Genomic DNA, 25,400 nt, shown 5'->3' with positions numbered 1-25,400 from the left:
TATCCCCTAGGAGGTGATAAATATGTCATCCGACGACGGACTGATATCACGAGAGGAAGTGCTAGCGGGTTTACCAGCTAGACGAGCAAATACGCTACTATTTCTAATCGAGAGTCGAACAGCGCAGATAGTGGCGCGATCACGGGTAGAATTTTCCCTCACAGAGCAAGCTGCTAATGAGCGCGATTTGGCCTTTTTGGAAGCTTTTGCTTTAGGAAATGCGCCGCCACTCCACCCGACCATTCAGCACTTAGAACGCTATGCCAGTCAGTGGGCCTCCTTGATGCCAGAAAATCCCAGGCTCAAAGCTGCCATTGCCCATGCTCTTAGTCTGAAGTACACTTTTACCTATCAAGCAGTACCTCACATTCGGGCTACTTTGGGTTTAGATGATAAAGCAGTACAAGTAGCTTACTCCCGCTTGTACAGACAACAACTGTTGACCATCTTTGCATCTAAAATGCCACTGTTAGATCAATGGCGCTGGATGACAGCAGCGATCGCCCAACGTCTAGAATCTCTACCACCTTTCTGGCTAGCCTCTATATTCACTGTTGCTTTAGGTCTTCCCCAAGCTTTCTTAGCCTTACCAATTGCTGTAGCCGATGTGGGGCCATTAGTTACTATTGCCTTTTTGATCATCATCGGCGCTATCAATATGCTGACTATGGCTTGCATGGCAGAAGCTATCGGTCGTAGCGGCGACTTCCGTTACGGCAATTCTTTTATCAAACAATTAGTATCTAACTATTTAGGAAGCACAGGCTCATTTATACTTTCTATAGCAGTAGGCATCCGTGTTTTTCTCATCGCTTTGGCTTGCTATATTGGTTTGTCGGTGACTATGGCAAACTTTACCCACATCCCAGCAGCAATGTGGGCCGTATTACTGTTCTGCACTGGATTATACTTAGTATCTCGTAAATCCTTAAACTTCACTGTTGCCTTGATGGTCTTGTTGGCAGCAGTTAACGTGAGTTTGCTCCTCATCCTTTCACTACTGGCATTCCGCCATATCCAACTGTCCAACCTTCTATACGTAAACTTGCCATTTCTCAATGATCAACCCTTCCAACCCTGGATGCTACAGCGGATTCTAGGTGTTAGCCTGATGCTTTACTTTGGCCATGTCTATGTAGGAGAATGTGCCAGACTGATACTTCCCCGCGACCCTAGTGCCACATCCTTGATTTGGGGTAGCGTGGCGGGAACTGCTTTTTTAACTATTCTCTTTTGCATTTGGGTGTTAGCAGTCAACGGAGCGATATCACCACAGTTGCTAGCTGGACAATCAGGCACAGCCTTAGAGCCATTGGCACTGCAAGTTGGGGCGATCGTCACAGTTTTGGGAACAGTTCTAGTCACCCTGCTATTGGGAATGGCTTGGCTCCGCAGTTCCAGTCTCTTAGTCAACCTAGCTAGGGAGTGGTTACCTACCCAACCCCAACCGATTTTAGCGCTGCCCCGCCAGCAGGGAATATTGATATTGCACCCTAGGGGCGACCCCAACCGCGTTCCTCATATTGGTGTAACCTATCTGGGACTAGAAGAGGCAAAGTCAAAATTTCGCCTAGATATTCAGTTGAACAGCAAGGTTCACCATGTAGAAATCGCCTTCGCTGAACGTTGGGATATTAAAGAGCTACTCCATCAGTTTCCAGACTTACGCAAGTGGGATACTCGCTTGACTTTAGAAGTGCGATCGGCTAGCCATGATACTGCTTGTCTGCAAACCATTTCACCCATGCTCTTGCTTTACGAAGGAGGATTGAAAGCTGATTTCAGCAATGCTACTTCCGAGCATCATCAGACAGGAAAGTTCTGGATAACCCTACTAAACCAACGTCGCTTTTTCCTATCCATCAGCCCGTTACTGCTAGTATTCCTGCTAACTGAATGGCTTTTTCTAGTTGGTACGCAATCCTTTACCAGTGTACTTGCCTTTGCTGGTGTACTTGGCAACTCCCTTGTTGGTGGTATTTTCCCAGTTTTACTGTTGGTTTCTAGCCGCCGCAAAGGGGAGCTTTTACCCGGAGTGGTTTTAAAGATTCTCAATCATCCTTTGTTCAGCGTGGGTACATATAGCTTATTCTTAAGCATCTTGCTCGTTCACGGTCTGTTCATCTGGGAGAATTCTGTGGCTCGTATCAGTGCATTGTGTATTGCTGTGCTGTCCCTAGGAGCAACTCTAGTAATGAAGTACTATGGTGCCTTCACTTCCCGTGTGGTAGTAGAGCTGCGAGAGCCATATCAAGGAGGGCGTTCCGTATTTACAATCACTGCTGGTGGACAACCAAAAATCGCAGAAGTACTGCTGGGATCTGCCAAAGGTGAACAATACTACCAAACAGCCACTATCGAGATTCCATCACTTTCATCCTTACACTATGCTTGCTTCCGGCTACCAACTAAGCGGAAACAGGAATTGAGAGTGTGGGCACACAAGAGCAACTCCATAGTTAACTCCCAGAGTATGCCTGCACTTGTAGAAGTCCAAAGTGGAAACAAGAATATGCAGTTTGACTTGAAGCTATCCAGTGGAAGAGTTTTGCTACCTCTCATTAGCGATGGGTGCTGGTTAAAATTCATCTTTCCAGAGCCATTCTTATCTAAAAAGTGAAGAGATGAGGGAGACAAGGGGACAAATGACTAATAACAAAAAACAAATAACTAAAAGGTAACTTATGGCACAAATTATCGCAGTTCACTCATTCCGTGGCGGCACTGGCAAATCAAACTTGATTGCCAACATTGCGTCTACTATGGCGCTTCAGGGGCATCGTGTAGGTATTATCGATACGGACATTCAATCACCGGGAATTCACGTAATTTTCGGTCTTAACGAAAACAAAATGGAACGCGCTCTCAATGACTACTTGTGGGGTCGCTGTAATATTAAAGATACTGCCTACGACGTTACTGATGCTTTAATTGCAGAGCAGGGAAATACAGGTACGGTCAAGGGTAGTCTTTATTTGGTTCCTTCTAGTATTAAGGCGGGTGAAATCGCCAGAGTTCTACGTGAGGGGTATGATGTAGTCCGGCTCAACGATGGCTTTCAGGAACTTATTCGCACTCTAAAACTGGACTACCTATTAATTGACACACACCCCGGTCTGAATGAAGAAACCTTACTTTCCATTGGTATTTCTAATGTTTTGGTAATTCTCCTACGTCCAGATCATCAAGACTTCCAAGGTACTGCTGTCACAGTGGATGTAGCTCGTAAACTGAAAGTGCCAAAAATGTTATTGGTCATTAATAAGGCGCTACCAACCTTGAATTTTCCAGACTTGCAACAACAGGTAGAGAAAATCTACAACGTTTCGGTGGCTGGGATTTTGCCACTTTCGGAAGAGATGGTGCAGCTAGCTAGTAAAGGTCTTTTCTGTTTACGCTACTCTGGGCATCCCATTAGTCAGACAATTAAAGGGATGACTGATCAGATTGTTGGTTTAGTTGTTACTCATTAGTTATAGGGCATTAAACATATAACAGTAGTTATTTTCTTCCATCTACGTATTCCCCTCGTCTAAAGTGAGGTGATCGCCAATGATCGATCTACAATTATTTCGTACTAATGTCCTCGCTCACTTTGGAGCCACTGCTGCACAAACTGAGGAACTATTGGTATACAATCAAAACGTTTTTAATCACAACACATTAACTCATACCATTCAGTTTCCTCTTCCCCCCGAAGCTCATGTAGCTGCTTGGGAAGGATACGCTCTGGCCGCAAAAGTTGTAGGAACATTTGACGCACTAAAGCGGGTACTGTTTCAGTTGAAATTTCCCATAGTTGAGGGTATCAGCCAAACGCAGACTTATCAAGCTGCCAGTCGCAGAGGTGTTGTAGTGGATGGGGGGATGGCAGAGGCGACTGGTTTAGTCTTGCAGCAACCTCAGAAACTCCAATTAATACTACATCAAAGCTTGGCTGGAACCATCCCAGTATTGCTAACTGAGAACCGAGACGATTTTGTTTCTCTGGTACAAGCTCTAACAAAGCGAAATGAACCTCACCCAGTCCCTACATCTATGGGAGCCTGTTTAGTTAGCGGGTTTAATAACTGGGACAGGATTTATCAATACCGTCAAAAATGGGAAGCTGAAAGTTTTGCTAATCGCTACCAAAGTACTTGGCAAGAAGAATTTCAGCGATTAATCCCACAAAAAAAACTCTATCAGGATAAGTTCATTATTTTGAGTAGTGGTTCTTATAGTAACGTTTCAGCCAACGACATGGAACTTGAGGAATCCCAATGGCAGAGCCTATCCCTAACAATTCGACTAGAACATGAATGCATACACTACTTCACACGTCGCTTATTTCACTCCATGCGAAACAATATCCTCGACGAGCTAATTGCAGACTATAGAGGCATTGTAGCTGCTACAGGATATTATCGAGCCGATTGGTGCTTACGTTTTCTGGGGTTAGAATCATTTCCTCATTATCGAGAAGGAGGCAGATTGCAAAACTACCGTGGTCAACCTCCACTTTCTGATAAGGCTTTTGCGATTCTACAGGCATTGGTGAAAGCAGCCGCAGAAAATTTGCAGCGCTTTCACACTGACTACCCAGAAGATTTAACAGACGCTAATATGCAACCTCTAATGTTGATGTGCTTAACTCATTTGACATTAGAAGAATTGGCTTCTCAAGAAGCTAAATTTCGCATCCAACAAACCTTAAATAAATTACAGACAGTCCTTACTATATAAAGAATCTCATTCTTCTGCGCTCTTTGCGCCTTGGCGGTTCGTTTTTCTTCAACTTTTAATTCACAAAACGTAGAGTAATTAAGCTATGACAGAAGTCCTACTTAAAGAATTAACTAATAGTGACATTAATTGGATGATTGCTATAGGTCATCAAAGAGAAATAGCCGCTGGCACTGTACTCATTCAAGAAGGAAAAGCTGTTAATTTCTTACATATCCTAGTAGATGGAATGTTAACAGTTACTACTGCTGAACCTGACAACAATCCTCTGACTCGTGCTTTTGCAGCCATAGAAGGTATTGAAACTCCCAATCGAGAAATTGCAAGATTATCCAGTGGTGAGGTAGTCGGAGAAGTCCCCTTCATCAGTACTCGCCTTACAGCTACAACCGTTAAGGCTGTAGAAAAGTCATTGGTGTTGTCAATTCCTCAACAAGAATTAGCGGCAAAATTGCAGCAGGATGTTGGTTTTGCTTCGCGCTTTTATCGAGCGATCGCGATTATGCTTTCAGATAGACTACAAAGCATCATCAATCAACTTGGTCGTAGTAACATAGCCCAAGGACAACCAATAAAGAATGTGTTATTTGTATTAGAAAAATTGCATGATAGTGATATCGATTGGATGATGAGTTGTGGAACTCAGCACAAAATTACCGCTAATACAGTACTCATCCATGAACAAGGGGCTGTAGATGCACTTTATATCCTACTAAGTGGAATAATGTCACTGTCTGTTTCTGAAGATGAACGTAATCCTTTAGCTCGTGCTTTTGCTGCTATGGAGGACAGCGAAGTTAAAAATCGAGAAATAGCAAAATTATCGAAAGGTGAAATTATAGGAGAAACACCATTCATTGATGGTCGCCTACCTTCTGCAACTGTTAAGGCTATTCAAGACTCATTAGTTTTGTCTATTTCACGGCAGCAATTGGCAGCGAAATTGCAGCAAGATACTGGATTTGCATCCCGCTTTTATCAAGTAATTGCTACTTTGCTTTCAAATAGATTTCAGGGAATGCTCAGTCACCTTGGTTATGGCAGGCGCGTTTATAGTCAAGGTCAGCCACTCGATGAAAATATTGAATATGAGGATGAACTGGATTCCAGTGTTTTAGATCGTATGGCGCTGGCTGGAAAAAGATTTGAATGGATGCAGGAACGCTTAATAATAAGTTAAATTGCCTCATACTTGGCAAATTTACAAAGAGTAAATCAAAGGCGGCTAAAAACGATTTTAGCAATCATTTCTGCCGCCAGTTTAACTCAAGTCGCAAACTTGTAATGAGAAACAAAAAATAATAATAGTTTCACATAAAATTTTTGCATTGTGTTTAAATATATCGTCATCTACTCTAATAGGAGTGAACCATAAATATTCTTTACCTCTGCGCCTCTGCGTGAGATTTTTACATACCATTCAGCAACACTAAAATATTTTTTTAAACGAACCACAGAGACACAGCGGAAAGTCTGTAGCAAAATCCCGCAGGGTGCGGAGGTTTCCTCCGTACCCTTTCAGGGAAGCAAGCTACGCGTAGCGTCTTTGCAGGAGATTCAGAACTTTCCAAGACAGAGGGCACAGAGAGAAGGACAAAGATGGTTTTTGCCCAATAAGTTGGGAATGCTATTTATAACTTTAATATCACTAAAAAATCGAAAATTTTTCATTTCAAGTTTTATAAAATACTAACGTGAAAGTAAATGTTAGACCAAAAACGTAGCTTATTCCGCAAAGAGTCACTAGAGCGACTATCTTCTCCTGAAAGACTAGACCAGCTGATGCAGGTCGTTAGTCCCAAAAGCTGGCTACCGTTAGTCGCCTTGGGTTCCTTAGTCGGAGTAGGCATAGTCTGGAGTATTTATGGACGTCTTCCTATCACCGTTGAAGGTCGAGGGGTAATGATTTACCCACGCAAAGTTGTGCCACTGCAATCACTAAGCTCCGGGCAGTTACTTGTTCTGAATATTAAAGTTGGGGATGTTGTCAAAAAGGGGCAAGTCTTGGCAACAATTGACCAAGCTGAACTCCGCAAGCAATTACAACTAGCCCGCGCCAAACTAGTCCAATTAGAAGAACAGGATCGCAACGCTAGCTTAAAACTAATGCAGCGTCAGCAGCTTGACACAAAGGCAATCCAAGAACAACGCCTAACTCTTCAGCAAAGACTCAAGATCATGCAGGATTTGACACCTATACTGAAGGAGAAAGGACTTGTGTCAATAGGACGCGATCGCCTCAACCTAGAGCGACGCTTGCAAACACTCCAAGGGCTGCTTCCTACTCATAAAAAGAGGCTAGATAACCGTCAGAGATTATTGAGAGAGGGAGCGATTCCTGATGATGTGGTGTTAGAGGCACAGCAACAATATGACAATGCCCGTGCAAGCATCGATGAAGCTGAATCTCAGTTGAAGCAACTAGACCTCAAGGAAGCGGATGCACAACAACAATACCTCTCGAACCTGAACGAAATCAAAAATATCCAAGCTCAGTTGCAAGAACAGAACAGTAAAGTAGCCAGTCTAGCTCAAGAAGACTTGCAAACTACAACTACCCGGAAAAACGAGATTCAAGAAATCAAGCGAGAGATTGCCAAACTCGAACTGCAACTAGGGACTAACAGCCAGATTGTCAGCCAACACAATGGACGCATTTTAGAAATCACTATTACGCCTGGACAAGTTGTCAATGCCGGAACTCGTTTAGGGAGTATAGATGAGGAAAATCCATCTAGCAAGCTGGTTGGCATAACCTATTTTCCGATCGCAGAGGGCAAGAAAATTCAACCGGGGATGAAAATCCAAATTACCCCCCAAACCGTTAAGCGGGAACGCTTTGGCGGCATTGTGGGAACTATTACCAATGTCTCACCATTTCCCATCACAAAGGAGGGAGCTGTTAATGTGGTGGGCAATCCAGAAGTAGTGGAAGGTTTAATGTCTCAAAAACAGGAAGGAGTAATGCAAGTATTCGCTGACTTAGAGCCAGATTCTTCGACTTTTAGCGGTTACAAGTGGTCTTCTTCTACGGGGCCGCAACTCAAAATCTCTTCTGGAACTACTACTGTTGTTCGAGTCAAGGTAGAAGAACGCGCTCCCCTAACGTATGTTTTACCTATTCTGAGGTCTTTCAGTGGTATCAACTAATCCAACTTTAGTAAAACCTGTTAATCCTTTGCAGCCTTTGCAAAAACTGCTGCAAAGCAGAAGTAGGGGGCGCGTCAAAACCCCAACCCTCCTGCAAATGGAGGCTGTGGAATGTGGTGCTGCTGCTTTGGGGATTATTTTAGGTTACTACGGTCGGATTGTACCCTTGCCAAAATTGCGTCGAGAGTGCGGTGTTTCTCGTGATGGTAGCAAAGCATCTAACATGCTCAAGGCTGCTAAAAGCTATGGACTCCAGGCAAAAGGCTTTAAAAAAGAACTGAAGCAACTGCAAGACCTGCGACCCCCCTATATTGTGTTTTGGAACTTCAACCATTTTCTGGTAGTGGAGGGATTTAGTTCTTCTCACGTTTATCTGAATGACCCTGCGACTGGGCCGCGTCATCTGTCTTTACAGGAATTTGACGAGGGTTATACCGGAGTGGTGCTGGTGATGGAACCAAACGCACAATTTACCAAAGGTGGTCGTAAACCCAGCATGATTTCATCGTTGTGGAAACGATTGCAAGGGGCTGCTGGTGCTTTAGTTTATTGCCTAATAGCAGGATTTTTCTTGACTATCATCGGGCTGGCGATACCTGTATTTAGCCAGATTTTTGTAGACGAGATTTTGGTTGAACAACGGCAGCACTGGTTGCGCCCACTAATTTTAGCAATGGCGATCGCATCTGTACTTCAGGGGTGGCTAACACTACTACGGTTACGATATCTGCGTCGCTTAAAGACTAAGCTAGCTGTGGGGATGTCCAGCCGCTTTCTCTGGCATATTCTGCGTTTGCCTGTTAGCTTTTACGCCCAACGCTTTGCAGGAGAAATCAGTAACCGCACTAGTCTCAATGACCAAGTTGCTGATGTCCTTTCAGGAAGTTTAGCGACTACTGTTATTGATGCGGTGATGGTGATTTTTTACGCGCTGATCATGTTCCAATATGACTGGCTATTAACTTTGGTTGTGGTTAGCTTTGCTGCTATCAACGTCTTAACTTTGCAGTGGATTTCTCGGCAACGCGTAGATGCTAATCAGCGATTAATACAAGAATATGGTAAAGCTGCTGGCGCGTCGATTGCCGCTCTCCAAAGTATAGAAACCCTCAAAGCATCAGGCTTAGAATCAGATTTTTTTTCCCGGTGGTCAGGTTACTACACCAAAGCAATCAATTCTCAGCAGGAACTTGGAGTAACAAATCAAACATTTTCAGTATTACCCACGCTCCTATCTGCCCTTTCTTCGATGCTTCTGCTAGTTGTAGGCGGTTTACGAGTAATGGATGGACATCTCAGCATCGGGATGCTAGTAGCCTTTCAAGGTTTAATGCAGAGTTTCGAGGAACCTGTGAACAATCTCGTTAACTTCGGCAGTACCTTACAAGAACTAGAGGGCAATTTGATTCGTCTGGATGATGTGTTAGACAACCCGACAGATCCGCAATTGGAAAAGAGAAGATGGGCAGCAGAGGAGCAAGGGAGCAGGGGAGCAGTGAAGCAATTATTATCCCCCTCATCCTCCTCATCCCCAGTCTCCAGATTGCAGGGCTATGTTGAGTTGCGGAACATTTCATTTGGCTATAGTCCTCTTGAACCTCCTTTGATTGAAAACTTTAATCTCTCAATTAAACCTGGACAGCGAGTAGCCCTGGTAGGTGGAAGCGGTTCTGGTAAGTCTACTGTTGCCAAAATTATCAGTGGGCTTCACGAACCTTGGACAGGAGAAATTCTCTTTGATGGTAAACCCAAAGAGCAAATTCCTCACGAATTATTGACTAACTCTGTTGCAATGGTGGAGCAAGATATTTTGCTATTTAGCGGCACCGTCAGGGACAACTTGACTCTCTGGGATGCCACGATCGCAGATAAAAATTTGATGCGTGCTTGTGAGGATGCGGCTATTGACGATGTGATTCTCTCAATATCTGGAGGATATAATGCAGAATTGATAGAAGGGGCTGCTAATTTAAGTGGTGGTCAGCGACAAAGGCTAGAAATTGCGCGTGCCTTCGTTAACAACCCTTCAATACTCATCATGGATGAAGCTACCAGCGCCTTAGATGTGGAGACGGAAAAAAACATTGACGAAAATCTCCGGCGACGGGGATGTACCTGCATTATTGTCGCACACCGATTAAGCACAATCCGAGACTGTGATGAAATCATCGTTCTCGAACGCGGAAAGATAGTGCAACGAGGCACTCATAAACAATTGTGGGAAGTTGACGGTGCATACTCGCGGTTAATCTGCACTGAAGGTGAAGCCTTGCAGGAAGGGTAAGAGAGCAGGGGGAGATGGGGGAGAAATGGCGATAACTAACAACTAATAACTAATAATTATGATGTTACAAGGACAACTTTACCAAGTTACGGGTAATGAGCCGATACTGTTGGACGATCCTCAGAAAGTTTGGGTAATTCAGTCTGGTTCGATCGCATTGTTTGCTGTCACAGTTGAAGATGGTGTTATCGAAGGTACTCGTCGTTATTTATGCAGTTGTAGTACGGGGGAGGCACTTTTTGGAACTGCTGTCAGTTCTAGCAATCGGCAGCGCCAGATTTTGGCAGTACCAGTTGGAGATACAAGAATACTACAACTGTATTATAAATGTTTCAGTGAGTTAGTAGCTAATGCAGATGTAAGAGTGATCGCTTGGGTAGAAAATTGGCTCAAGCAAGTAGGTAATACATCCCAATTTGCCACACCAGCAATTCAGGTAAGGGCTTCTGAACAGGTACGATTTTCTCTGATCGCTGGTCAGACTTTCCAACCGGAAGCGGGTGTTGCTTGTTGGGTACAGCTTCAGCAAGGGACTGTTTGCTTTTTGGGGTTTGAGGATTTGACTTTGACAAGTGCAGCAGGAACTTTTTGCCTCAGTGATCAAATGTGGCTAAAAGCTGTCGAGGGAGTTCAACTTACCACTCTAGCTACTTCAGAAATCCGCAATCTAGATACTCTGCTCTTAGGATTGTCGCAATTTCATACTCAATTTCTACATTGTATTGACCTTTTAGATCGACAAGAAACGGAGGATGAACTACAACGGTTACGTGATCGCCAACGTCTCAACCGCCAAGTTACAGCGGAGGCTTTGGGAGAGCTAGCATCAACTCTGAGTTATCAAGATGGGGACTTTTTCCTTGAAGGCACACCTTTATTAGTCGCTGCTGGTGCAGTTGGCAGGGCTTCGGGGGTAAAAATTTGCCCTCCGGCTCGCTCAGAGAACCTCAAGCGGGTTAAAGAGCCTTTGGAGGCAATTGTTCGGGCTTCGCGCATTCGGATGCGGCGGGTGCTATTGCGGGATAATTGGTGGGAGAAGGATTCTGGTGCTTTAGTCGCCTATACCGAGCAGGACAACCGACCAGTTGCACTGTTGCCGATATCTGCAACTAGCTATGAGATATTTAACCCAGTTGAGCAAACTCGCCTCAGAGTAGATGATAGTAGAGCAGCGGCACTTGCACCCGTTGCTTATACGTTTTATCGGTCTTTGCCCGATAAGGCACTTACAGCTTTAGATCTACTCCAATTCGCATTTAAAGGACAAGGAAGAGAACTGCTGGCTATTTTATTTACTGGTGTTACCGTAACATTACTAGGAATGCTCACACCCCAAGCTACTGCAATTCTCATAGACAACGCAATTCCAGATAGCGACAGGGGACTACTGCTGCAAGTTGGATTAGGGCTACTGGTTGCTGCTTTGGGGACAGCCTTATTTCAGCTAACTCAAGGTTTTGCTATCCTGCGAATGGAAACAACTTCTGACGCTTCCACTCAAGCAGCTGTGTGGGATCGGTTGCTTAATCTTCCTGTATCCTTTTTTCGTCAGTATACAACAGGCGACCTTCAGTCTCGCGTATCATCAATTACTACGATTCGTCGCCAACTCAGTGGCAAAACCCTGATAAATCTCATCACCAGTTTGTTTGCACTGTTTTACTTGGGGCAGTTGTTTTACTACAACTTCAAATTAGCTTTAGTTGCAGTTGCAATTGCAGTAGTTGCGATCGCTGTTACTAGCCTCTCTGGTGTACTCCTCCTTCGTAAGGTGCGTCCACTGTTGGAATTGCAAGGGGATATTTTTGGACAGACGGTACAGTTAATCAACGGAATTTCTAAACTACATGTTGCTGGGGCTGAGGATCGCGCCTTCGCTTCTTGGAGTAAAAACTACTCTCGGCAAGTCAAACTTGAACTCAGCATACAGCAAGTTGAAGACTTTGTGGCACTTTTCAATACCTTAATGCCCACACTAACTTCTGGAATACTTTTTTGGTTTACCATTAGTTTGTTTGAAGAATCTCAGACTTCAGGAGGTATGGGATTATCTCTTGGTACTTTCCTAGCTTTCAACGCAGCCTTTGGCAACTTTATTAGGGGAGCTACAGACCTAAGCAACACAGTTACCGATGTTTTGCAAGTTGTCCCGCAGTGGCAACGCACCCAGCCAATTTTGGCAACCATACCGGAAGTGGATCGCAGCAAAGCCGATCCAGGTAAGCTCATTGGCAAAATTGTTGTAGATCATGTGACATTTCGCTACCGCAGTGATGGAACGCTGACGTTGGATAATGTGAGTATCTCTGCGGAGCCTGGGGAGTTCATTGCTTTTGTGGGGGGATCTGGAAGTGGTAAATCGACAATATTCCGATTACTACTAGGATTTGAAACTCCCGAAGCTGGTAGTGTTTACTATGACGGGCAAGATTTGTCTGGTTTAAATGTAGACGCTGTGCGCCGACAGTTGGGTGTTGTTTTACAGGGTGGTCAACTGACAGCCGCTTCGATTTTCGATAATATTGCTGGTGGCGCTCAGATTACCCTAGATGAAGCTTGGGAAGCTGCTCGCATATCTGGTTTTGCTGATGATATTGCAAACATGCCAATGCAAATGCATACTGTCGTGAGTGAAGGAGGTGGCAATCTTTCTGGGGGACAACGACAACGGTTATTGATTGCTCGCGCCCTAGCCTTAAAACCCCGCATTTTGTTATTCGATGAGGCTACTAGTGCGCTCGATAATAGAACCCAGACGATTGTCAGCGAAAGTTTAGATAAGTTACAAGTTACCAGAATTGCGATCGCTCACCGACTAAGCACTATCCGTAACGCTCACCGTATCTATGTACTCCAAGGAGGCCGGGTTGTACAACAAGGAACTTTTAAGGAACTAGCTACTGTTGAGGGGCTATTTGCCCAGTTAATCGCTAGGCAAATGGCGTAGTTACTTGAAATTTGCAAAGTCAAGTTAAAGCTAAAGTTCAATTACCCCGATAGAATCAGGAGACAATCGTCTTATTATCATGAGTTCATGTTGCTTATTTAGTAGTACGAAACGATTGAGTTTTCGCCGCCAGAACTGGACTAAAAGTCCGTCGTGCTGTGGTAGCCTAGAACTGCATACGCTCAACTACCTGAGCATCAGTGATTGCAAGAGCGGCGTGATGGTTTGATAGCAGCTTTCCAAATCCCCTAAAGTGACCTGCTGCGGTCGCCCTTCATCAAATACCAGTAGCGCTGCTTCTGCTGCTAGCGTTTCGAGTTTAGCCCCGGAGAATTTTGCGGTGTTAGCTGCGATCACAAGAATGATTATTTGAAAATGCTCTCTCAAACAACCACCCAATAAATACCCTGGTTGCGAACCATGCAGGATTTGCCTTTGATAGTTGCGGTTCCAACCTGGGGATTGTTTTTGAGGTGTTGAATATCTTTGATAACTCGATAAACTATCTTTTGGGAGCCATTGTTTTGTAATTTGATGGGTCTTTTAATAATGGGTGGCTTATGTATTGACATTTGCTTCAAAATAACTGAAGCTGTTCGGAGCAATATTTAGGGTTGTGTTGCAAAAACAGGTGTTAAGCAGGTAGTATATTCTCTTTAGAGATTTAAATGCTACTGAGATGGAGAGCGATTTTTTTCGGGGGAGATGGCACAGGGAATACGATAAGATGACCCAATGCCAGATTCTGAGCAACTTGTCATCTACCAGCTTCATATTTTTATCCTGGGCATTAGTCCCATGATTTGGCGTAGGATAAAAATCCGCAGCGACAGCACGATCGCCGATTTGCACTACATCATCCAGATAGTAATGGGATGGACTGATTCCCATCTACATCGCTTTGTAATCCACGGTAAGGATTACGGGATTGCTCAAATTGGGGGAATGTGGTTTTCTGACGATCCTAAAGTTGTCAAACTATCAGATTTTGGCTGGCGAATGCGAGAGCGTTTTTTATACGAATATGACTTCGGTGATAATTGGCAGCATCAAATTCGGGTCGAAGCAATTCTCACTCCAAAATCAAATTGCGTTTATCCAGTATGTATTGATGGTAAACGCGCTTGCCCCCCGGAAGACTGTGGTGGAGTGTGGGAGTTCATGGCACAAAAACAGGAATACTCAGTAAGATATATAGCTTCTCGGTTAAGTGAAATTGTAGAAGAAGGTGATATACCTGGCAATATTGAAGAAATATACGAACTACGTCAATGGTTAATGGTTGAGCATTTTGACCGCCAAAAAGTCAACCAACGGTTACAGCAATATGTGGCTGGGGATAAAGAAATGTTATTTGAGCAGGAAATAGTGTGAAAGTCAAAATCCAAATAGTTGTGGAGTCAGATAATGGAGATACCCAAGTTGTGCAAGAAATTATGCAGATTTCGCGTGATTCCTTACAGCCAGAAAACTTGGGACTAAAACTAGCAGAAGCCAAAACATTACTACAAAGCATCCAACGCACCCTAGCCGAACAACAGGTAGCAGAGTATTCTCTTCAACAGAAATCATGTTTGCACTGTAGCCAGAAACTGTTGCATAAAGACAAGCGTACAATTGTATACCGCACATTGTTTGGCAAGTTGCATCTCCAATGCCAACGACTATTTCACTGCCCGTGTCAAGAACAACCAACCCGTAGTTTTAATCCAGTAGCAAACTTAATACCAGAACGCACCTCAAGAGAACTATTGTATCTGGAATCTAAGTATGGGTCTTTGATGTCTTACGGACTATCTGTGAAACTATTACAAGAATTATTACCAATAGAAGGTGAAATAAACACTACAGCGATACGGAATAACTTACACACAATTGGTCAACGCTTAGAAGACGAATTGGGAGGAATTGCCCCGACCTGATTTACCCTTGGTATTGGGAATGGATGGCGGATATGTTCGTTCCTACGACAAAAAATCGCTTTCCAAAGGTAATTTTGAAGTTATCGTTGGTAAGAGTATAAAAGCAGACGGTACATCCAAGCAATTTGGGGGAGTTTATTCTTACGATACCAAACCCCAACGTCGGATCTTTGAGGTGTTGAAATCTCTTGGGATGCAGATGAATCAACAAGTAACTTTTCTCTCAGACGGTGATGAGAAGATACGCGAACTACAGCTTTATCTCAATCCTAACGCAGAATATATCCTGGATTGGTTTCATATCACTATGCGACTGACAGTAATGAGTCAGACTGCAAAAGGACTTAGCAAAAAAGATACCGAGCTAGATACAGACATACCCAAAGAGTTGGAACGAATTAAGTGGTACTTGTGGTATGGAAACGTGTTCAGAGCATTGCAACTGGTAAAAGATCTTGTGGACGACCTAGAAATCGTGATTTTTGATGGTAATAGCCGAATAGAGCTAAAAAAACTGTTTAAGATGGTAAGGGAGTTTGAAACCTACATTGCCAACAATGGGTCTTATATCCCCAATTATGGAGAACGTTGGCGAAATGGTGAAGCTATTGCTACTGGATTCGTAGAATCAACGGTTAATCAAGTTATTAGCAAACGATTTGTCAAAAAACAGCAGATGCGCTGGACTCCTAAAGGTGTTCATCTTCTGCTCCAGGTGAGAATGTTGGTTCTCAATGAAGAGTTAGAGAGCAAATTCCAGCAATGGTATCCTGGTTTTAGAGTAGATAGCCAGCCGATTCAAGAAGTCTCTCAAGTCGCTTAAGTTATTAGTATAAAAAGTAATTTAAGTTACCTTTAAGTGACGATACACCGTAAAATGTTGGACTGTTTTTTATGTCTATGTACAAACCCAACTTTGGAGCGTAAGTTGGTAAAATCAGCTCATACACCCCAAGGTTTTCAGGGGGTTGAGTCATGACACCGCAAACCGTCCAACCACTGAAAGTTGGTAAAACCAAAAAACCAGAACGTCAATCGCCTAACTTTCGCAAATACTCCGAGGTCAGGACTAGAGAACATTTGTTACCAGAAGAAGTTGAGTTGATGCGATCAGCTATCAAAAAATCGAAGGGCCGCCATGCTCACCGAGACTCAACCCTAATTTTGCTAATCTACCGTCACGGATTGCAAGTGGCAGAGGTGGCATCTTTGCGGTGGGAGCAAATAGATTGGAATGGTGGCACAATTTACGTGAAGCGAGTCAAAAAAGGAACACCCTCGGTTCAACCACTTTCAGGTTTGGAGATTCGCACATCGACGTCATCTGCAACGAGATTATCTTGCTAGTCCCTATATTTTCCAGTCTTCTCGACTTGGCCCGTTAGCACATGATACGATCGCCGACATTGTTGAGCGGGCTGGTGAATTAGCTGGTTTGCCTTTCCCTATTCATGCTCATATGCTGCGGCATGGAACAGGTTATTATCTGGCGAATCGAGGGATTGATACCCGAACAATTCAGAGTTATTTGGGGCATAAAAATATTCAGCATACTGTTCGTTACACCGAACTTGCATCTACCAAATTTCATGGGCTTTGGGATGATTAATGTTTAAACCCCTGGGTTAATTCTTGCCCATCTCCCCCGAAAAAAATCGCTCTCGTGAATTACCGACTGTCCTCAAGCAGAAAACTGAGAAACTAGAAGCCCAACCAGTGCTGGCGTAAGCTAGATAGTTTTAAACTAGGCTGTGAAATATCTACGCAGCCTGGTTTTTAAAAGTTGCATTAAGTGATATTGCAATTTTTCTAAAAACCTCACTGGCTGGGGAAGCTTGTTCACTAATTGCGATCGTATTTCCAGTATCTCCACCGCTACAAATGCGGGGATCAATGGGAATTTGTCCCAACAGAGGCGCAAGTAATTCTGCGGCCAGTTGTTCACCGCCACCACTGCCAAAAATCGGTGTGCGTGAACCACAATCACCGCAGATTAAATAGCTCATATTTTCAATGATGCCAAGCACAGGAACACCCACTTGGCGAAACATATATATATTACGTCGTACATCTGCAACAGCCACTTGTTGAGGAGTTGTCACTAAAATGACTCCACAAATTGGGCTTTCTTGGATAATTGTAATTTGAGCATCACCTGTACCGGGAGGTAAATCTATCAATAAATAATCTAATTCACCCCATTCCACATCTTGCAAAAATTGCGTGATAATTTTATGCAATACAGGCCCCCGCCATGCCAAAGGACGATTTACTTCTGCAAGTAAACCCACCGACATTATTTTTATTCCTTGAGCTTCTAGAGGTAAAAACTTATCACCTGTGGGAGTATTAATCACTTGAATATCAGCTTGTCCTAAACCCAACATCTGAGGAACATTGGGGCCATAAACATCAGCATCTAATAGTCCTACTTTTGCACCTTGTAATTTTAAAGCTGCGGCGATATTAACGGCTGTTGTGGATTTGCCTACACCACCTTTACCACTAGAGATTCCTAGAGTTGTTTTAACACCGGGAATTGTACAAATTTGAATATAAGTTTTTTTACACCAAATTAAAGATGATAATACAGATTCAATTTCTGGCTGTAATTGGTGCTGATGAGAACCGATATATAAACGCAAGTAAATATAGTCATCAATTATGCGTAAGTTTCGTACCATTCCCAAACTAACGATGTCATTTTTTAAGATAGGTTCAATGATTTGTTTGAGTAGTTGGACGACTTCTTGCTGATATAAATTAGTATCTGGTTTTACGTGATCTTCTGGATGCTGAAAGGGGGATTGGTGGTTAGGCATGGTTAAGAGAAGCTTAGGGATCAGAAATTTGCTAGTTGCAGTATACTAAAAGCGATCGCTCTGATTTAGATCCTCTGCAAAACTTCTCTCACCCAAGCTTCTTCTTCGGGCGATCGCACTATCTTTAAAGGTTGTGAATAATCAATTGCCAAGTCAAATCTAGCACGTTCGTAAACTTCATTTAATAAGCTTTGCAAGTCAACTATAGGTTCAGGTTCTCCCTCACGCAAAGGTATAGGAAAAACAGGAATTGGGTTTTTTAAATCAAAAGTATATAAATCTGCATCAGGTCTATTGTAGCTGCGACTAACCAAGATACTATAATCTGTGGCTGTTGCTCCTAAAACAGGCATTGACTCTCCTTGTCTTAAGAGATCAATTTCTACCAAATTGGTTGCAGAAGCTAAAATTTTCTGTCGTTTGTTTTCGTAAGCGGCTCTACCTTCTTTGGAACGTTTATTTTTAGGGGAAAGTATTTCTATCACCGCAACTACTTCTTTACTTTGAGTTGCTCGCACTTCTAAAAATCTTTCAGTTACTTGTTCCGGTATAGGAACTTTCACTTTACTGGGTTCGGTAAGTTTTGCAGCCGTCAAAGTTGTGCTGGTATCTGTAGTGTTACGTTTAGCAACTGCTATATCAGCAATTCCTACGAGTAAGATATCATCTACACTAGTGTAAACTCGCTCTTCAATGGAAACTCGGTATTTAGGGGCGATTTGGGGAGTTAGGTCATCAGCGATCGCTACAATCAAACGATTGTGAACTTGATGCCAAAGTTCAGGCTGTTCCAAATACGGGTTCATTCCAGGAAATGGATTGTCCATTACGCTTTCCCTTAGTTATTTACTGCTCCCTTGAGACTATTCTATCTGTTTGAATCTTCCGAATTGCATGTTGCGCTTGGATGGACACTTCTTTGTCAGGATCGTCTAAAGCTTGTTGCAGCGGGTTAATAACATCAGGATGAGCTAAATTCCCAAGTGCGATTACTGCTTCTTTGCGAACATCTGCATATTCATCTGTTAATGCTTGAATTAATCTCGGTATAACTTGAATATCTGGGATTTTTTGCAAAGCTTGTGCTGCTGATTTGCGTACTTGCCAATGTTCATCACCTAAAGCTATTTCTAATGCTGAAGTTGCTTGCTGATTTTCATGAATAGCCAGAGATTTAGCTGCATTCCGGCGAACTTGCCAGTCACTATCATTTGTAAGTGCTTGAGCAAGTATTGTAATTACTTGTGTATCTTGCAAATGTCCTAAAGTTAAAGCAGTAGCACGACGGACGATTGGTTCTTGGTCAAAGATTAAATTTAAAGCTTGTGGACATTTTTCTATTTGATTTATATATCGAATTGTAGTAATTGCTGCTTCTCTTAACTCATAATTTTTTGATTCTAAAAAGGGTAAAATATACGGTAATGATTGAATATCATGAATCTTTCGCAACAGTACTAAAATATTTATTTGTATATTGACATCATTAATTTGTAACTTATCTAATAAAAGTAACAACTCATCTTGTGTCACCAATTCATTTAATGCTGATGCAGCTTCAGCGCGAATATCTGAATCTGCTGAAGTTAAGCATTCAATTAAAGCAGGAATTGCCACAGGATCGGCAATTTCCCAAAGGGCAGATATGGCTATTTTTTGTACAGCGATATTTTCATCTTTCAAAGCAATAATTAAAGCATCTGTTGTTTCTTCATCGCCTAAATGTTGTAAAGTTTTGACAGCTACTAAACGGTCATTTACTTCAGGCGATCGCAGCATTTCTAGCCAATTTTTTAGGTCATCATTCATTATTTTACCACAGAGTCACAGAGGATAAGAGAAAAACTATCGCAATAAAAAGGGAATTTGTACTGTAATTGCATTGGTGGGACATTCTTTTTCACAAGGTAGACAAAACCAGCACTCATCATATTTCATATATGCTTTCCCTGTTTCTGGATTTTTTGCTAATACATCAAGGGGACAAACTTCAATACAAGCTGTGCATTTCTCTAAACATTTTGATTCGTCAACGATGACAGGAACATCTATTCTTTGTGTGATTAAAGCCATACATTTATTACTCCCTAATTCAATTAATAAACTTTAAATGAAAAATTCTAACCCTTCCCACGGAGATGTTCTAGCACTTTTTATTCTGGTGTTTAAATCAGAAGCATAAATTTCCAGTTTATGATCGTTTGGATCAAGGAAATATAAAGAAGCACCTTCGCTTTTATTTTTTTGCCAAATTTTTACTCCTGATTGCTGAATGCGTTGGCTAAGAATAGGAAAATCTTCAATAGAAACAGTCAGACCAATATGGGTATATTCAGGTATAGGACTTTCTCGAACTTTCTCGTCTAAAATTAATGCCAACCAAATATCACCAACCGAAAGATAAGCACCTTTCATCCATTTTGCTAGTAAGCGAAAATCTAGCACATTGGTACAAAAATTAATAGATTCCTCTAAGTCTCTGAAAGATAAAGTAATGTGGTTAATTCCAGTAATAATTTTTGAAATTATTTACTCTTGAGGTTGCAATTTTTTATAAAATGTCACTGACTGTTTAATATTGGTATAACCAATTTTTTCATAAAACGAGTGAGCCTCATGACGTTTAACATTAGAACGTAACAGAACACCCTCACATCCAACCAGAAAAGCCCACTGTTCAATTTGCTGCATTAAAATACGTCCTATTCCATTGTGACGATAATCTTTATCTACAACTAATCCTAAAAGAATTGCTGGAGTCGGAATAACTATTGAGTCACAAATATGAGCGTGCGCCCAACCAATTACATATTCATCTTCTAGAGTAGCAACATACACAATATAAGCATCGTCATTTTTAATTTTAGTAAGGCGCTGTTCTATTTGTTCATTTGTCACAGAATATTCAAGTTGTTTGCAAAGGCTAGCAATTCTCTCTACATCTTTAATCTCAGCTTGTCTAATTTTAATTTTTTCACCTACAGTAACTTTATTTGTCATGATTTAATTTTAAATTACAATTATTTAGTTATCCAGCATTGCACGGATAAAACGATAGCCTAGATCAATCTCTGTCAAATTGTGAATATTGCCATATTTTTTCGTCCATTCTCCACTACTTAAATCTGCTGTAAGTAATTGTACTCCTTGCTCAATTAAATCTTGATTTGCTAATGCAAAAGATGATATTCCCGCACGTACTTCTGTTTGAAGATATAACTCTGGTCGCCTCCAGGCTGCTGCTGCAAATAAATCAGATAAATCGTATGGTAACAAAAGGGGTATGGCTTCAACACGCTTTTTAGTCTGATTCTGAATTAAGTTTATCTGTTCATTAAGTGGTAAAAATCGTAACGCATCTTCCCACAAAAAGGGAAAATAATCATAAAGCCATATCTTCTGAGCTAATCTAATATCAAAACTTAGTAAAACTATTATCCCATCTCTAATAATTCGTTGCATTTCTTGAAACGCTTTTTCGAGATTAGTAAAGTGATGAATTGCTAGGATACTTACAACGCCATCAACAGACTTATCTGGTAGAGGTAAATTTTCTGCATAGCCAGTGAACCACTTAACTTGTGGATGTTCTATTGCCTGTTTTTGCATCACTACAGAAGGTTCAATAGCATTAATAAAAAATCCTTGGTTAGCTAATGTTAGGCTGTAACCACCAGTACCAGCACCAATATCAACGATAATGCTACCTTTGGGTAAATTGAGTAATTCAATTAATTTATTGACAATGCGAATATCAGGAACGCGAGTTTTTGAGTATTGTTGACCAATTGAATTATAAATAGACATATTTATTATAATATCACTTAAATTAATTTAAGATTGAACTTTAAATGAATAAATAAAAAATCTGTTAGTTAAGCAATTTTATCAATTTTAATAGTTCATTTATCATAAATTTTGGTTGCACTTCTTGTATTAAATTCTGGTTTTTTCGGTTGTAATAGCAAAAATCAATATTAACTTGCATTGCTCCTGCATAGTCATGAGTGAGAGAATCTCCTACGTAAAGGACTTCTGCTGATGTTAAATCTAATTTCGATAACGCATAATGAAATATTTCAGGAGATGGTTTAGCAAAACTAATTGCTTCAGAAACTACAATTTCCTCAAAAAAATGGTCAATTCCCGCAGCTTGCATTCTTGGTAGTTGTGCTGACACAAAACCGTTGGTGATGACAGCTAAACAATAATTACGCGCAAGAACAGTTAGTACTTCATTTACATCAGGTTCCATTACAGCTGAATGATTAAAAATATGCCAAAAACTTTGGCTAAGGTTGCTGATTTTATCTGTTTTTATATCTAATTGAGCAAGTGTACTTTGATAAGACATCTCTATCAATTCACCAGGAGAAAAAGTTTCTCGCTGTCTCCAATACTTGGAGTTATAAGTTTCATATACTTGAATAAAAGTAGTTTCATTTATTCCATGTAGATCTAAATATATTCCACAAGCTTCCAGCGCTCCAAGAATAGCTTGGCGTTCACATAGTTCAAAATTAAACAGTGTATTATCTAGATCAAAAATTATCGCTGTATAACCCATTTTTATTATTTTAGGAAAATGTCATTTTACCTAACTGCAATATTGTAAAATTCTTGAACTGTATCTACTTCCACAATATAAGGATCTACAGGACGCTTAAACAATATCATTTGCCCTAAATCATCTTTCTTTAAATTGATATGGCAAAACCATTCGTCATCATTCTTTTCGGGATAATCTAAGCGATAATGATAAAGTCCCCAACGAGTTTCTTGGCGATATAATGATGCTCTAGCTGCCATTTCTGCACAGTCACGAATAAAATGCACTTCCAGAGAACGCATTAATTCATGGGGGTCACGAGCGCCCATTAAATCTAATGTTTGTTTATATTGAACAAAATGTTTCAAACCAATCTCAATTTTATTGCCTGATTTTGGTGGTTGCAGATAATCATTAACTAATCGTCTTAATTTGTATTCTACCTGGGTATGAGGTACACCATTGGGACGTGTTAATGGTGCATAAATTCTGGCTTTTTCAGCTTCTAAAAAATCCGTGTCTGGTTCGATAAAATTTAAATCTTCGATATATTCAATAGCATGAGTCCCGGCTATGCGACCGAAAACAAATGCTCCAATCATATAATTATGGGGAACACTAGCCATGTCTCCGGCTGCATATAAACCTGAGACAGTTGTTTGAGCGTTTTCATTTACCCATACACCGGAGGCGCTATGACCGCTACATAAGCCTATTTCGGAAATGTGCATCTCTACGCCGTGGGTGCGGTAATCTTCATTTCTACCTTGATGAAAGCGTTCTCTACTTGGTCGTTCATTTGCCCAAAGTATAGATTCAATTTCAGCGATTGTATCTTCATCAAGGTGGGTCATTTTCAATTGGACTGGCCCTTTTCCAGAATTTAATTCTTTCCAGATTTCCAACATCATTTGACCACTCCAATAGTCACAGCTAATGAAGCGATTCCCTTCGGCGTTGGCTGTATGTGCGCCAAAAGGCCCGGCGACATAAGCACAGGCAGGGCCGTTGTAATCTTTGATTAAAGGATTAACTTGAAAGCATTCAATATTGCTGAGTTCTGCACCTGCATGATAAGCCATTGAATAGCCATCTCCGGCATTGGTAGGATTTTCATAAGTGCCGTAGAGATAACCGGAAGCGGGTAATCCTAATCTGCCACAAGCACCTGTACAAAGGATGACGGCTTTGGCTTGAATGACAATATAATCACCGTTTCTGACATCAAATCCTACCGCACCAATAGCACGTCCTTCTTTGACTAAGACACGGGTTGCCATAACGCGATTTGTCACTTTGACTTTGTGGCGTTTGACTTGGCGGGTAAGAATTGTTTTGAGGTCTTTACCTTCTGGCATGGGTAAGACATATTTACCCACACGATGCACTTGTTTTAAGTCATAGTTGCCTTGGGCATCTTTTTGAAATTTCACACCCCAGCTTTCTAATTCTTGGATGACTTCATAACCTAATTTGCCTGTTTGATATACGGCTTTTTGGTTGACAATCCCATCATTAGCAAGGGTGATTTCGCGCACGTATTGTTCTGGGGTGGAATGGCCGGGAATAACTGCGGTATTCACTCCATCCATACCCATTGCGATCGCACCACTCCGTCGGATGTTAGCCTTTTCTAAGATCAGCACCTCTGCATCTGGATTCGCTTGTTTGGCTTTAATTCCAGCCATTGTCCCGGCCGTACCGCCACCGATGACAAGTACATCAGTTTTTATCTGTTGGGTATTGATGTCCATAAGCTCTTAGAAGTGGGGAGTGGTGGAGATGAAAGGGATGGAACTTCCTAAATTACGAATTACCGTTCCAAACGATTTCTTTGACCTGGATTTGCTTGGGAACTAGCTTGATTTTATGAAAAGTATCAGCAATGTTTTGTTGCTGAGTAATGACTTCATCTGTTAACGGTAAAACGCCATACTCCCGGCGTTTTTCAGCAATTTGCAATGCTGCTGCTTTAATACCTAATTCTGGTTCTAGAAACTTGGCAACTTCCTGTGGATTACCTGCTGCCCATTTATCTATTTTGCTGATTTCATCTAAAAGGGTTTTCAACAAATCTGGGTGAGAATTGACAAACTCTTGACGAGCAAGATAGTAACCCCGATTTGGTGCTAAATTTGTCGCATCTGTTAATATCCTGACATCTAGATCATGTTCAACTGCTGCTAGGTAGGGGTCCCAAATTGCCCAAGCATCAACGTTACCGCCTTCAAATGCTGCACGGGCATCTGCTGGTGTCAGATGTGCTGCTTGAATGTCACTATAGTTTAATCCGGCAACTTCTATAGCTTTGACAACAAGATAGTTAGTGTTTGACCCTTTAGCAAAGGCTACTCTTTTCCCCTTAAGGTCAGCAACACTTTTAATTGGTGAGTTTTTCGGCACAACAATTGCTTCGGCTTTGGGACTCCAAGGATCGTAAGCAACATAAAGCAAGGGAGTACCTGCGGCTTGGGCAAATATTGGTGGTGATTCTCCTGTGTAGCCAAAGTCAATACTACCTGCGTTCATTGCTTCTAGCATAGGTGGGCCGGCGGGAAATTCTGCCCATGTCACCGAAGCACCAGCAGTCGTTAAAGTTTGCGCTAAATTGCCTCGGTTTTTGAGAGCGCTGAGAATAGTTGCTGCTTTTTGATAGCCGATACGAACTACCACACCTTGATTTACTGTCTGTGTTGCTACAGAGTTACCTGTATTGTTGGCAGAACACGCAGATATCACAAGAGTCAAACTTAACCCGCAGGTAAAGAATAAGGCAAATATACCAATTCTAGATATTTCATAATTTTGAAGAAGGCTGCTGACAATCTTCATCAGTCGATTTGGTAAATACTTAGTGAACATAAGTGATTTAAACTACAAGCAATATAAATACTACGATAATTCGGGCAATTTACCGTATTTTGCTCATAGAATATTCACATAGATAAGCCGCAAATGCAAGCTCCAAAAATTGCGATCGCCGGCATTGTTGAACGAGTTT

Annotated in this window: 22 protein-coding genes and 1 pseudogene; 11 read left to right on the top strand and 12 right to left on the bottom strand. The window is 41.7% G+C overall.

The genetic code is table 11. The features are described from left to right. Positions 1-22 precede the first annotated feature (22 nt). From HCR01_RS27355 to HCR01_RS27325, 7 genes are all read left to right on the top strand, one after another. Entirely contained in the window at positions 23-2,620 is a 2,598-nt protein-coding gene (locus HCR01_RS27355) for a hypothetical protein (protein ID WP_193199189.1), read from the top strand. Positions 2,621-2,684: 64 nt separating this feature from the next. Then, a complete protein-coding gene (locus HCR01_RS27350) occupies positions 2,685-3,473 on the top strand; it encodes a MinD/ParA family protein (RefSeq protein ID WP_193199188.1) in 789 nt (262 codons plus the stop codon). 79 nt (positions 3,474-3,552) lie between these two features. Next, positions 3,553-4,725: a DUF7005 family protein gene (locus tag HCR01_RS27345; protein WP_193199187.1), complete on the top strand. Its 1,173-nt coding sequence runs from the start codon at positions 3,553-3,555 to the stop codon at positions 4,723-4,725. Positions 4,726-4,810: 85 nt separating this feature from the next. Next, a complete protein-coding gene (locus HCR01_RS27340) occupies positions 4,811-5,905 on the top strand; it encodes a cyclic nucleotide-binding domain-containing protein (protein WP_193199186.1) in 1,095 nt (364 codons plus the stop codon). A 524-nt stretch (positions 5,906-6,429) separates the two neighbouring features. Beyond that, the gene (locus HCR01_RS27335) at positions 6,430-7,875 is read left to right on the top strand and encodes an NHLP bacteriocin system secretion protein (RefSeq protein WP_193199185.1); all 1,446 of its coding nucleotides are present in this window, start codon (positions 6,430-6,432) and stop codon (positions 7,873-7,875) included. Further along, complete coding sequence (locus HCR01_RS27330) at positions 7,862-10,159, top strand: NHLP family bacteriocin export ABC transporter peptidase/permease/ATPase subunit (protein WP_193199184.1); 2,298 nt, start codon at positions 7,862-7,864, stop codon at positions 10,157-10,159. The genes HCR01_RS27335 and HCR01_RS27330 overlap by 14 nt, the downstream gene beginning before the upstream one ends. A 58-nt stretch (positions 10,160-10,217) precedes the next feature. After that, positions 10,218-13,106 (top strand): NHLP bacteriocin export ABC transporter permease/ATPase subunit, encoded by a 2,889-nt coding sequence (locus tag HCR01_RS27325; protein ID WP_193199183.1) that lies wholly within the window; start codon positions 10,218-10,220, stop codon positions 13,104-13,106. Positions 13,107-13,292: 186 nt separating this feature from the next. On the opposite strand, the gene HCR01_RS40885 is transcribed toward HCR01_RS27325, so the two are convergent. Both HCR01_RS40885 and HCR01_RS27315 read right to left on the bottom strand, forming a co-directional pair. Next, on the bottom strand, positions 13,293-13,493 hold the full coding sequence (locus HCR01_RS40885) for a hypothetical protein (RefSeq protein ID WP_413773974.1): 201 nt from the start codon (positions 13,491-13,493) through the stop codon (positions 13,293-13,295). After that, complete coding sequence (locus HCR01_RS27315) at positions 13,490-13,678, bottom strand: hypothetical protein (protein ID WP_193199182.1); 189 nt, start codon at positions 13,676-13,678, stop codon at positions 13,490-13,492. Before HCR01_RS27315 ends, HCR01_RS40885 begins: the two co-directional genes overlap by 4 nt. A gap of 163 nt (positions 13,679-13,841) precedes the next feature. Between HCR01_RS27315 and HCR01_RS27310 the strand changes: the two genes are divergently transcribed. The 4 genes and pseudogenes from HCR01_RS27310 to HCR01_RS40150 all read left to right on the top strand — a co-directional run bounded on the left by HCR01_RS27310 (position 13,842) and on the right by HCR01_RS40150 (position 16,637). Then, positions 13,842-14,480 carry a plasmid pRiA4b ORF-3 family protein gene (locus HCR01_RS27310; protein ID WP_193199181.1) on the top strand — a complete coding sequence of 213 codons (639 nt, stop codon included), beginning with the start codon at positions 13,842-13,844 and terminating at the stop codon, positions 14,478-14,480. After that, a pseudogene (locus HCR01_RS27305) lies at positions 14,477-15,851 on the top strand (ISKra4 family transposase). Before HCR01_RS27310 ends, HCR01_RS27305 begins: the two are co-directional and overlap by 4 nt. Before the next feature lie 152 nt (positions 15,852-16,003). Continuing rightward, positions 16,004-16,375: a tyrosine-type recombinase/integrase gene (locus HCR01_RS40155; protein ID WP_264299947.1), complete on the top strand. Its 372-nt coding sequence runs from the start codon at positions 16,004-16,006 to the stop codon at positions 16,373-16,375. Beyond that, on the top strand, positions 16,353-16,637 hold the full coding sequence (locus HCR01_RS40150) for a tyrosine-type recombinase/integrase (protein ID WP_264299948.1): 285 nt from the start codon (positions 16,353-16,355) through the stop codon (positions 16,635-16,637). The genes HCR01_RS40155 and HCR01_RS40150 overlap by 23 nt, the downstream gene beginning before the upstream one ends. Before the next feature lie 151 nt (positions 16,638-16,788). On the opposite strand, the gene HCR01_RS27295 is transcribed toward HCR01_RS40150, so the two are convergent. The 10 genes from HCR01_RS27295 to HCR01_RS27250 form a co-directional block, all read right to left on the bottom strand. Continuing rightward, positions 16,789-17,850 (bottom strand): Mrp/NBP35 family ATP-binding protein, encoded by a 1,062-nt coding sequence (locus HCR01_RS27295; protein ID WP_193199180.1) that lies wholly within the window; start codon positions 17,848-17,850, stop codon positions 16,789-16,791. A 65-nt stretch (positions 17,851-17,915) separates the two neighbouring features. Continuing rightward, on the bottom strand, positions 17,916-18,677 hold the full coding sequence (locus HCR01_RS27290) for a DUF4058 family protein (protein ID WP_193199179.1): 762 nt from the start codon (positions 18,675-18,677) through the stop codon (positions 17,916-17,918). A gap of 19 nt (positions 18,678-18,696) precedes the next feature. Next, positions 18,697-19,659, bottom strand: a complete 963-nt coding sequence (locus HCR01_RS27285) for a HEAT repeat domain-containing protein (RefSeq protein ID WP_193199178.1) — start codon at positions 19,657-19,659, stop codon at positions 18,697-18,699. Positions 19,660-19,695: 36 nt separating this feature from the next. Beyond that, a complete protein-coding gene (locus HCR01_RS27280) occupies positions 19,696-19,923 on the bottom strand; it encodes a ferredoxin family protein (protein WP_069068766.1) in 228 nt (75 codons plus the stop codon). Between the two features lie 33 nt (positions 19,924-19,956). Next, positions 19,957-20,346: a VOC family protein gene (locus HCR01_RS27275; protein WP_320073190.1), complete on the bottom strand. Its 390-nt coding sequence runs from the start codon at positions 20,344-20,346 to the stop codon at positions 19,957-19,959. A gap of 33 nt (positions 20,347-20,379) precedes the next feature. Further along, positions 20,380-20,850, bottom strand: coding sequence for a GNAT family N-acetyltransferase (locus HCR01_RS27270; RefSeq protein ID WP_193199177.1), 471 nt, complete (start codon positions 20,848-20,850; stop codon positions 20,380-20,382). Between the two features lie 24 nt (positions 20,851-20,874). Beyond that, positions 20,875-21,657 carry a class I SAM-dependent methyltransferase gene (locus tag HCR01_RS27265; RefSeq protein WP_193199176.1) on the bottom strand — a complete coding sequence of 261 codons (783 nt, stop codon included), beginning with the start codon at positions 21,655-21,657 and terminating at the stop codon, positions 20,875-20,877. A gap of 64 nt (positions 21,658-21,721) precedes the next feature. After that, positions 21,722-22,417 carry an HAD family hydrolase gene (locus HCR01_RS27260; RefSeq protein WP_193199175.1) on the bottom strand — a complete coding sequence of 232 codons (696 nt, stop codon included), beginning with the start codon at positions 22,415-22,417 and terminating at the stop codon, positions 21,722-21,724. A 26-nt stretch (positions 22,418-22,443) separates the two neighbouring features. Beyond that, a complete protein-coding gene (locus HCR01_RS27255; protein WP_193199174.1) occupies positions 22,444-24,153 on the bottom strand; it encodes a fumarate reductase/succinate dehydrogenase flavoprotein subunit in 1,710 nt (569 codons plus the stop codon). A gap of 52 nt (positions 24,154-24,205) precedes the next feature. Beyond that, a complete protein-coding gene (locus HCR01_RS27250) occupies positions 24,206-25,261 on the bottom strand; it encodes a sulfonate ABC transporter substrate-binding protein (RefSeq protein ID WP_193199173.1) in 1,056 nt (351 codons plus the stop codon). Positions 25,262-25,400: the final 139 nt, after the last annotated feature.

Source organism: Nostoc sp. MG11 (genome assembly GCF_014904695.1).
Lineage (GTDB): Bacteria > Cyanobacteriota > Cyanobacteriia > Cyanobacteriales > Nostocaceae > Komarekiella.
Note: the sequence above shows the minus strand (reverse complement) of the source record. Positions and strands in the feature narration are given on the sequence as shown.

Coding starts and splice junctions, on each gene's coding strand:
- HCR01_RS27270 (WP_193199177.1), bottom strand. CDS start 20,850: ATGACAAATAAAGTTACTGTAGGTGAAAAAATTAAAATTAGACAAGCT.
- HCR01_RS27295 (WP_193199180.1), bottom strand. CDS start 17,850: ATGCCTAACCACCAATCCCCCTTTCAGCATCCAGAAGATCACGTAAAA.
- HCR01_RS27335 (WP_193199185.1), top strand. CDS start 6,430: ATGTTAGACCAAAAACGTAGCTTATTCCGCAAAGAGTCACTAGAGCGA.
- HCR01_RS27285 (WP_193199178.1), bottom strand. CDS start 19,659: ATGAATGATGACCTAAAAAATTGGCTAGAAATGCTGCGATCGCCTGAA.
- HCR01_RS27340 (WP_193199186.1), top strand. CDS start 4,811: ATGACAGAAGTCCTACTTAAAGAATTAACTAATAGTGACATTAATTGG.
- HCR01_RS27310 (WP_193199181.1), top strand. CDS start 13,842: ATGCCAGATTCTGAGCAACTTGTCATCTACCAGCTTCATATTTTTATC.
- HCR01_RS27260 (WP_193199175.1), bottom strand. CDS start 22,417: ATGGGTTATACAGCGATAATTTTTGATCTAGATAATACACTGTTTAAT.
- HCR01_RS27255 (WP_193199174.1), bottom strand. CDS start 24,153: ATGGACATCAATACCCAACAGATAAAAACTGATGTACTTGTCATCGGT.
- HCR01_RS27350 (WP_193199188.1), top strand. CDS start 2,685: ATGGCACAAATTATCGCAGTTCACTCATTCCGTGGCGGCACTGGCAAA.
- HCR01_RS27315 (WP_193199182.1), bottom strand. CDS start 13,678: ATGTCAATACATAAGCCACCCATTATTAAAAGACCCATCAAATTACAA.
- HCR01_RS27265 (WP_193199176.1), bottom strand. CDS start 21,657: ATGTCTATTTATAATTCAATTGGTCAACAATACTCAAAAACTCGCGTT.
- HCR01_RS40155 (WP_264299947.1), top strand. CDS start 16,004: ATGACACCGCAAACCGTCCAACCACTGAAAGTTGGTAAAACCAAAAAA.
- HCR01_RS27325 (WP_193199183.1), top strand. CDS start 10,218: ATGATGTTACAAGGACAACTTTACCAAGTTACGGGTAATGAGCCGATA.
- HCR01_RS27355 (WP_193199189.1), top strand. CDS start 23: ATGTCATCCGACGACGGACTGATATCACGAGAGGAAGTGCTAGCGGGT.
- HCR01_RS27280 (WP_069068766.1), bottom strand. CDS start 19,923: ATGGCTTTAATCACACAAAGAATAGATGTTCCTGTCATCGTTGACGAA.
- HCR01_RS27250 (WP_193199173.1), bottom strand. CDS start 25,261: ATGTTCACTAAGTATTTACCAAATCGACTGATGAAGATTGTCAGCAGC.
- HCR01_RS27290 (WP_193199179.1), bottom strand. CDS start 18,677: ATGGACAATCCATTTCCTGGAATGAACCCGTATTTGGAACAGCCTGAA.
- HCR01_RS27345 (WP_193199187.1), top strand. CDS start 3,553: ATGATCGATCTACAATTATTTCGTACTAATGTCCTCGCTCACTTTGGA.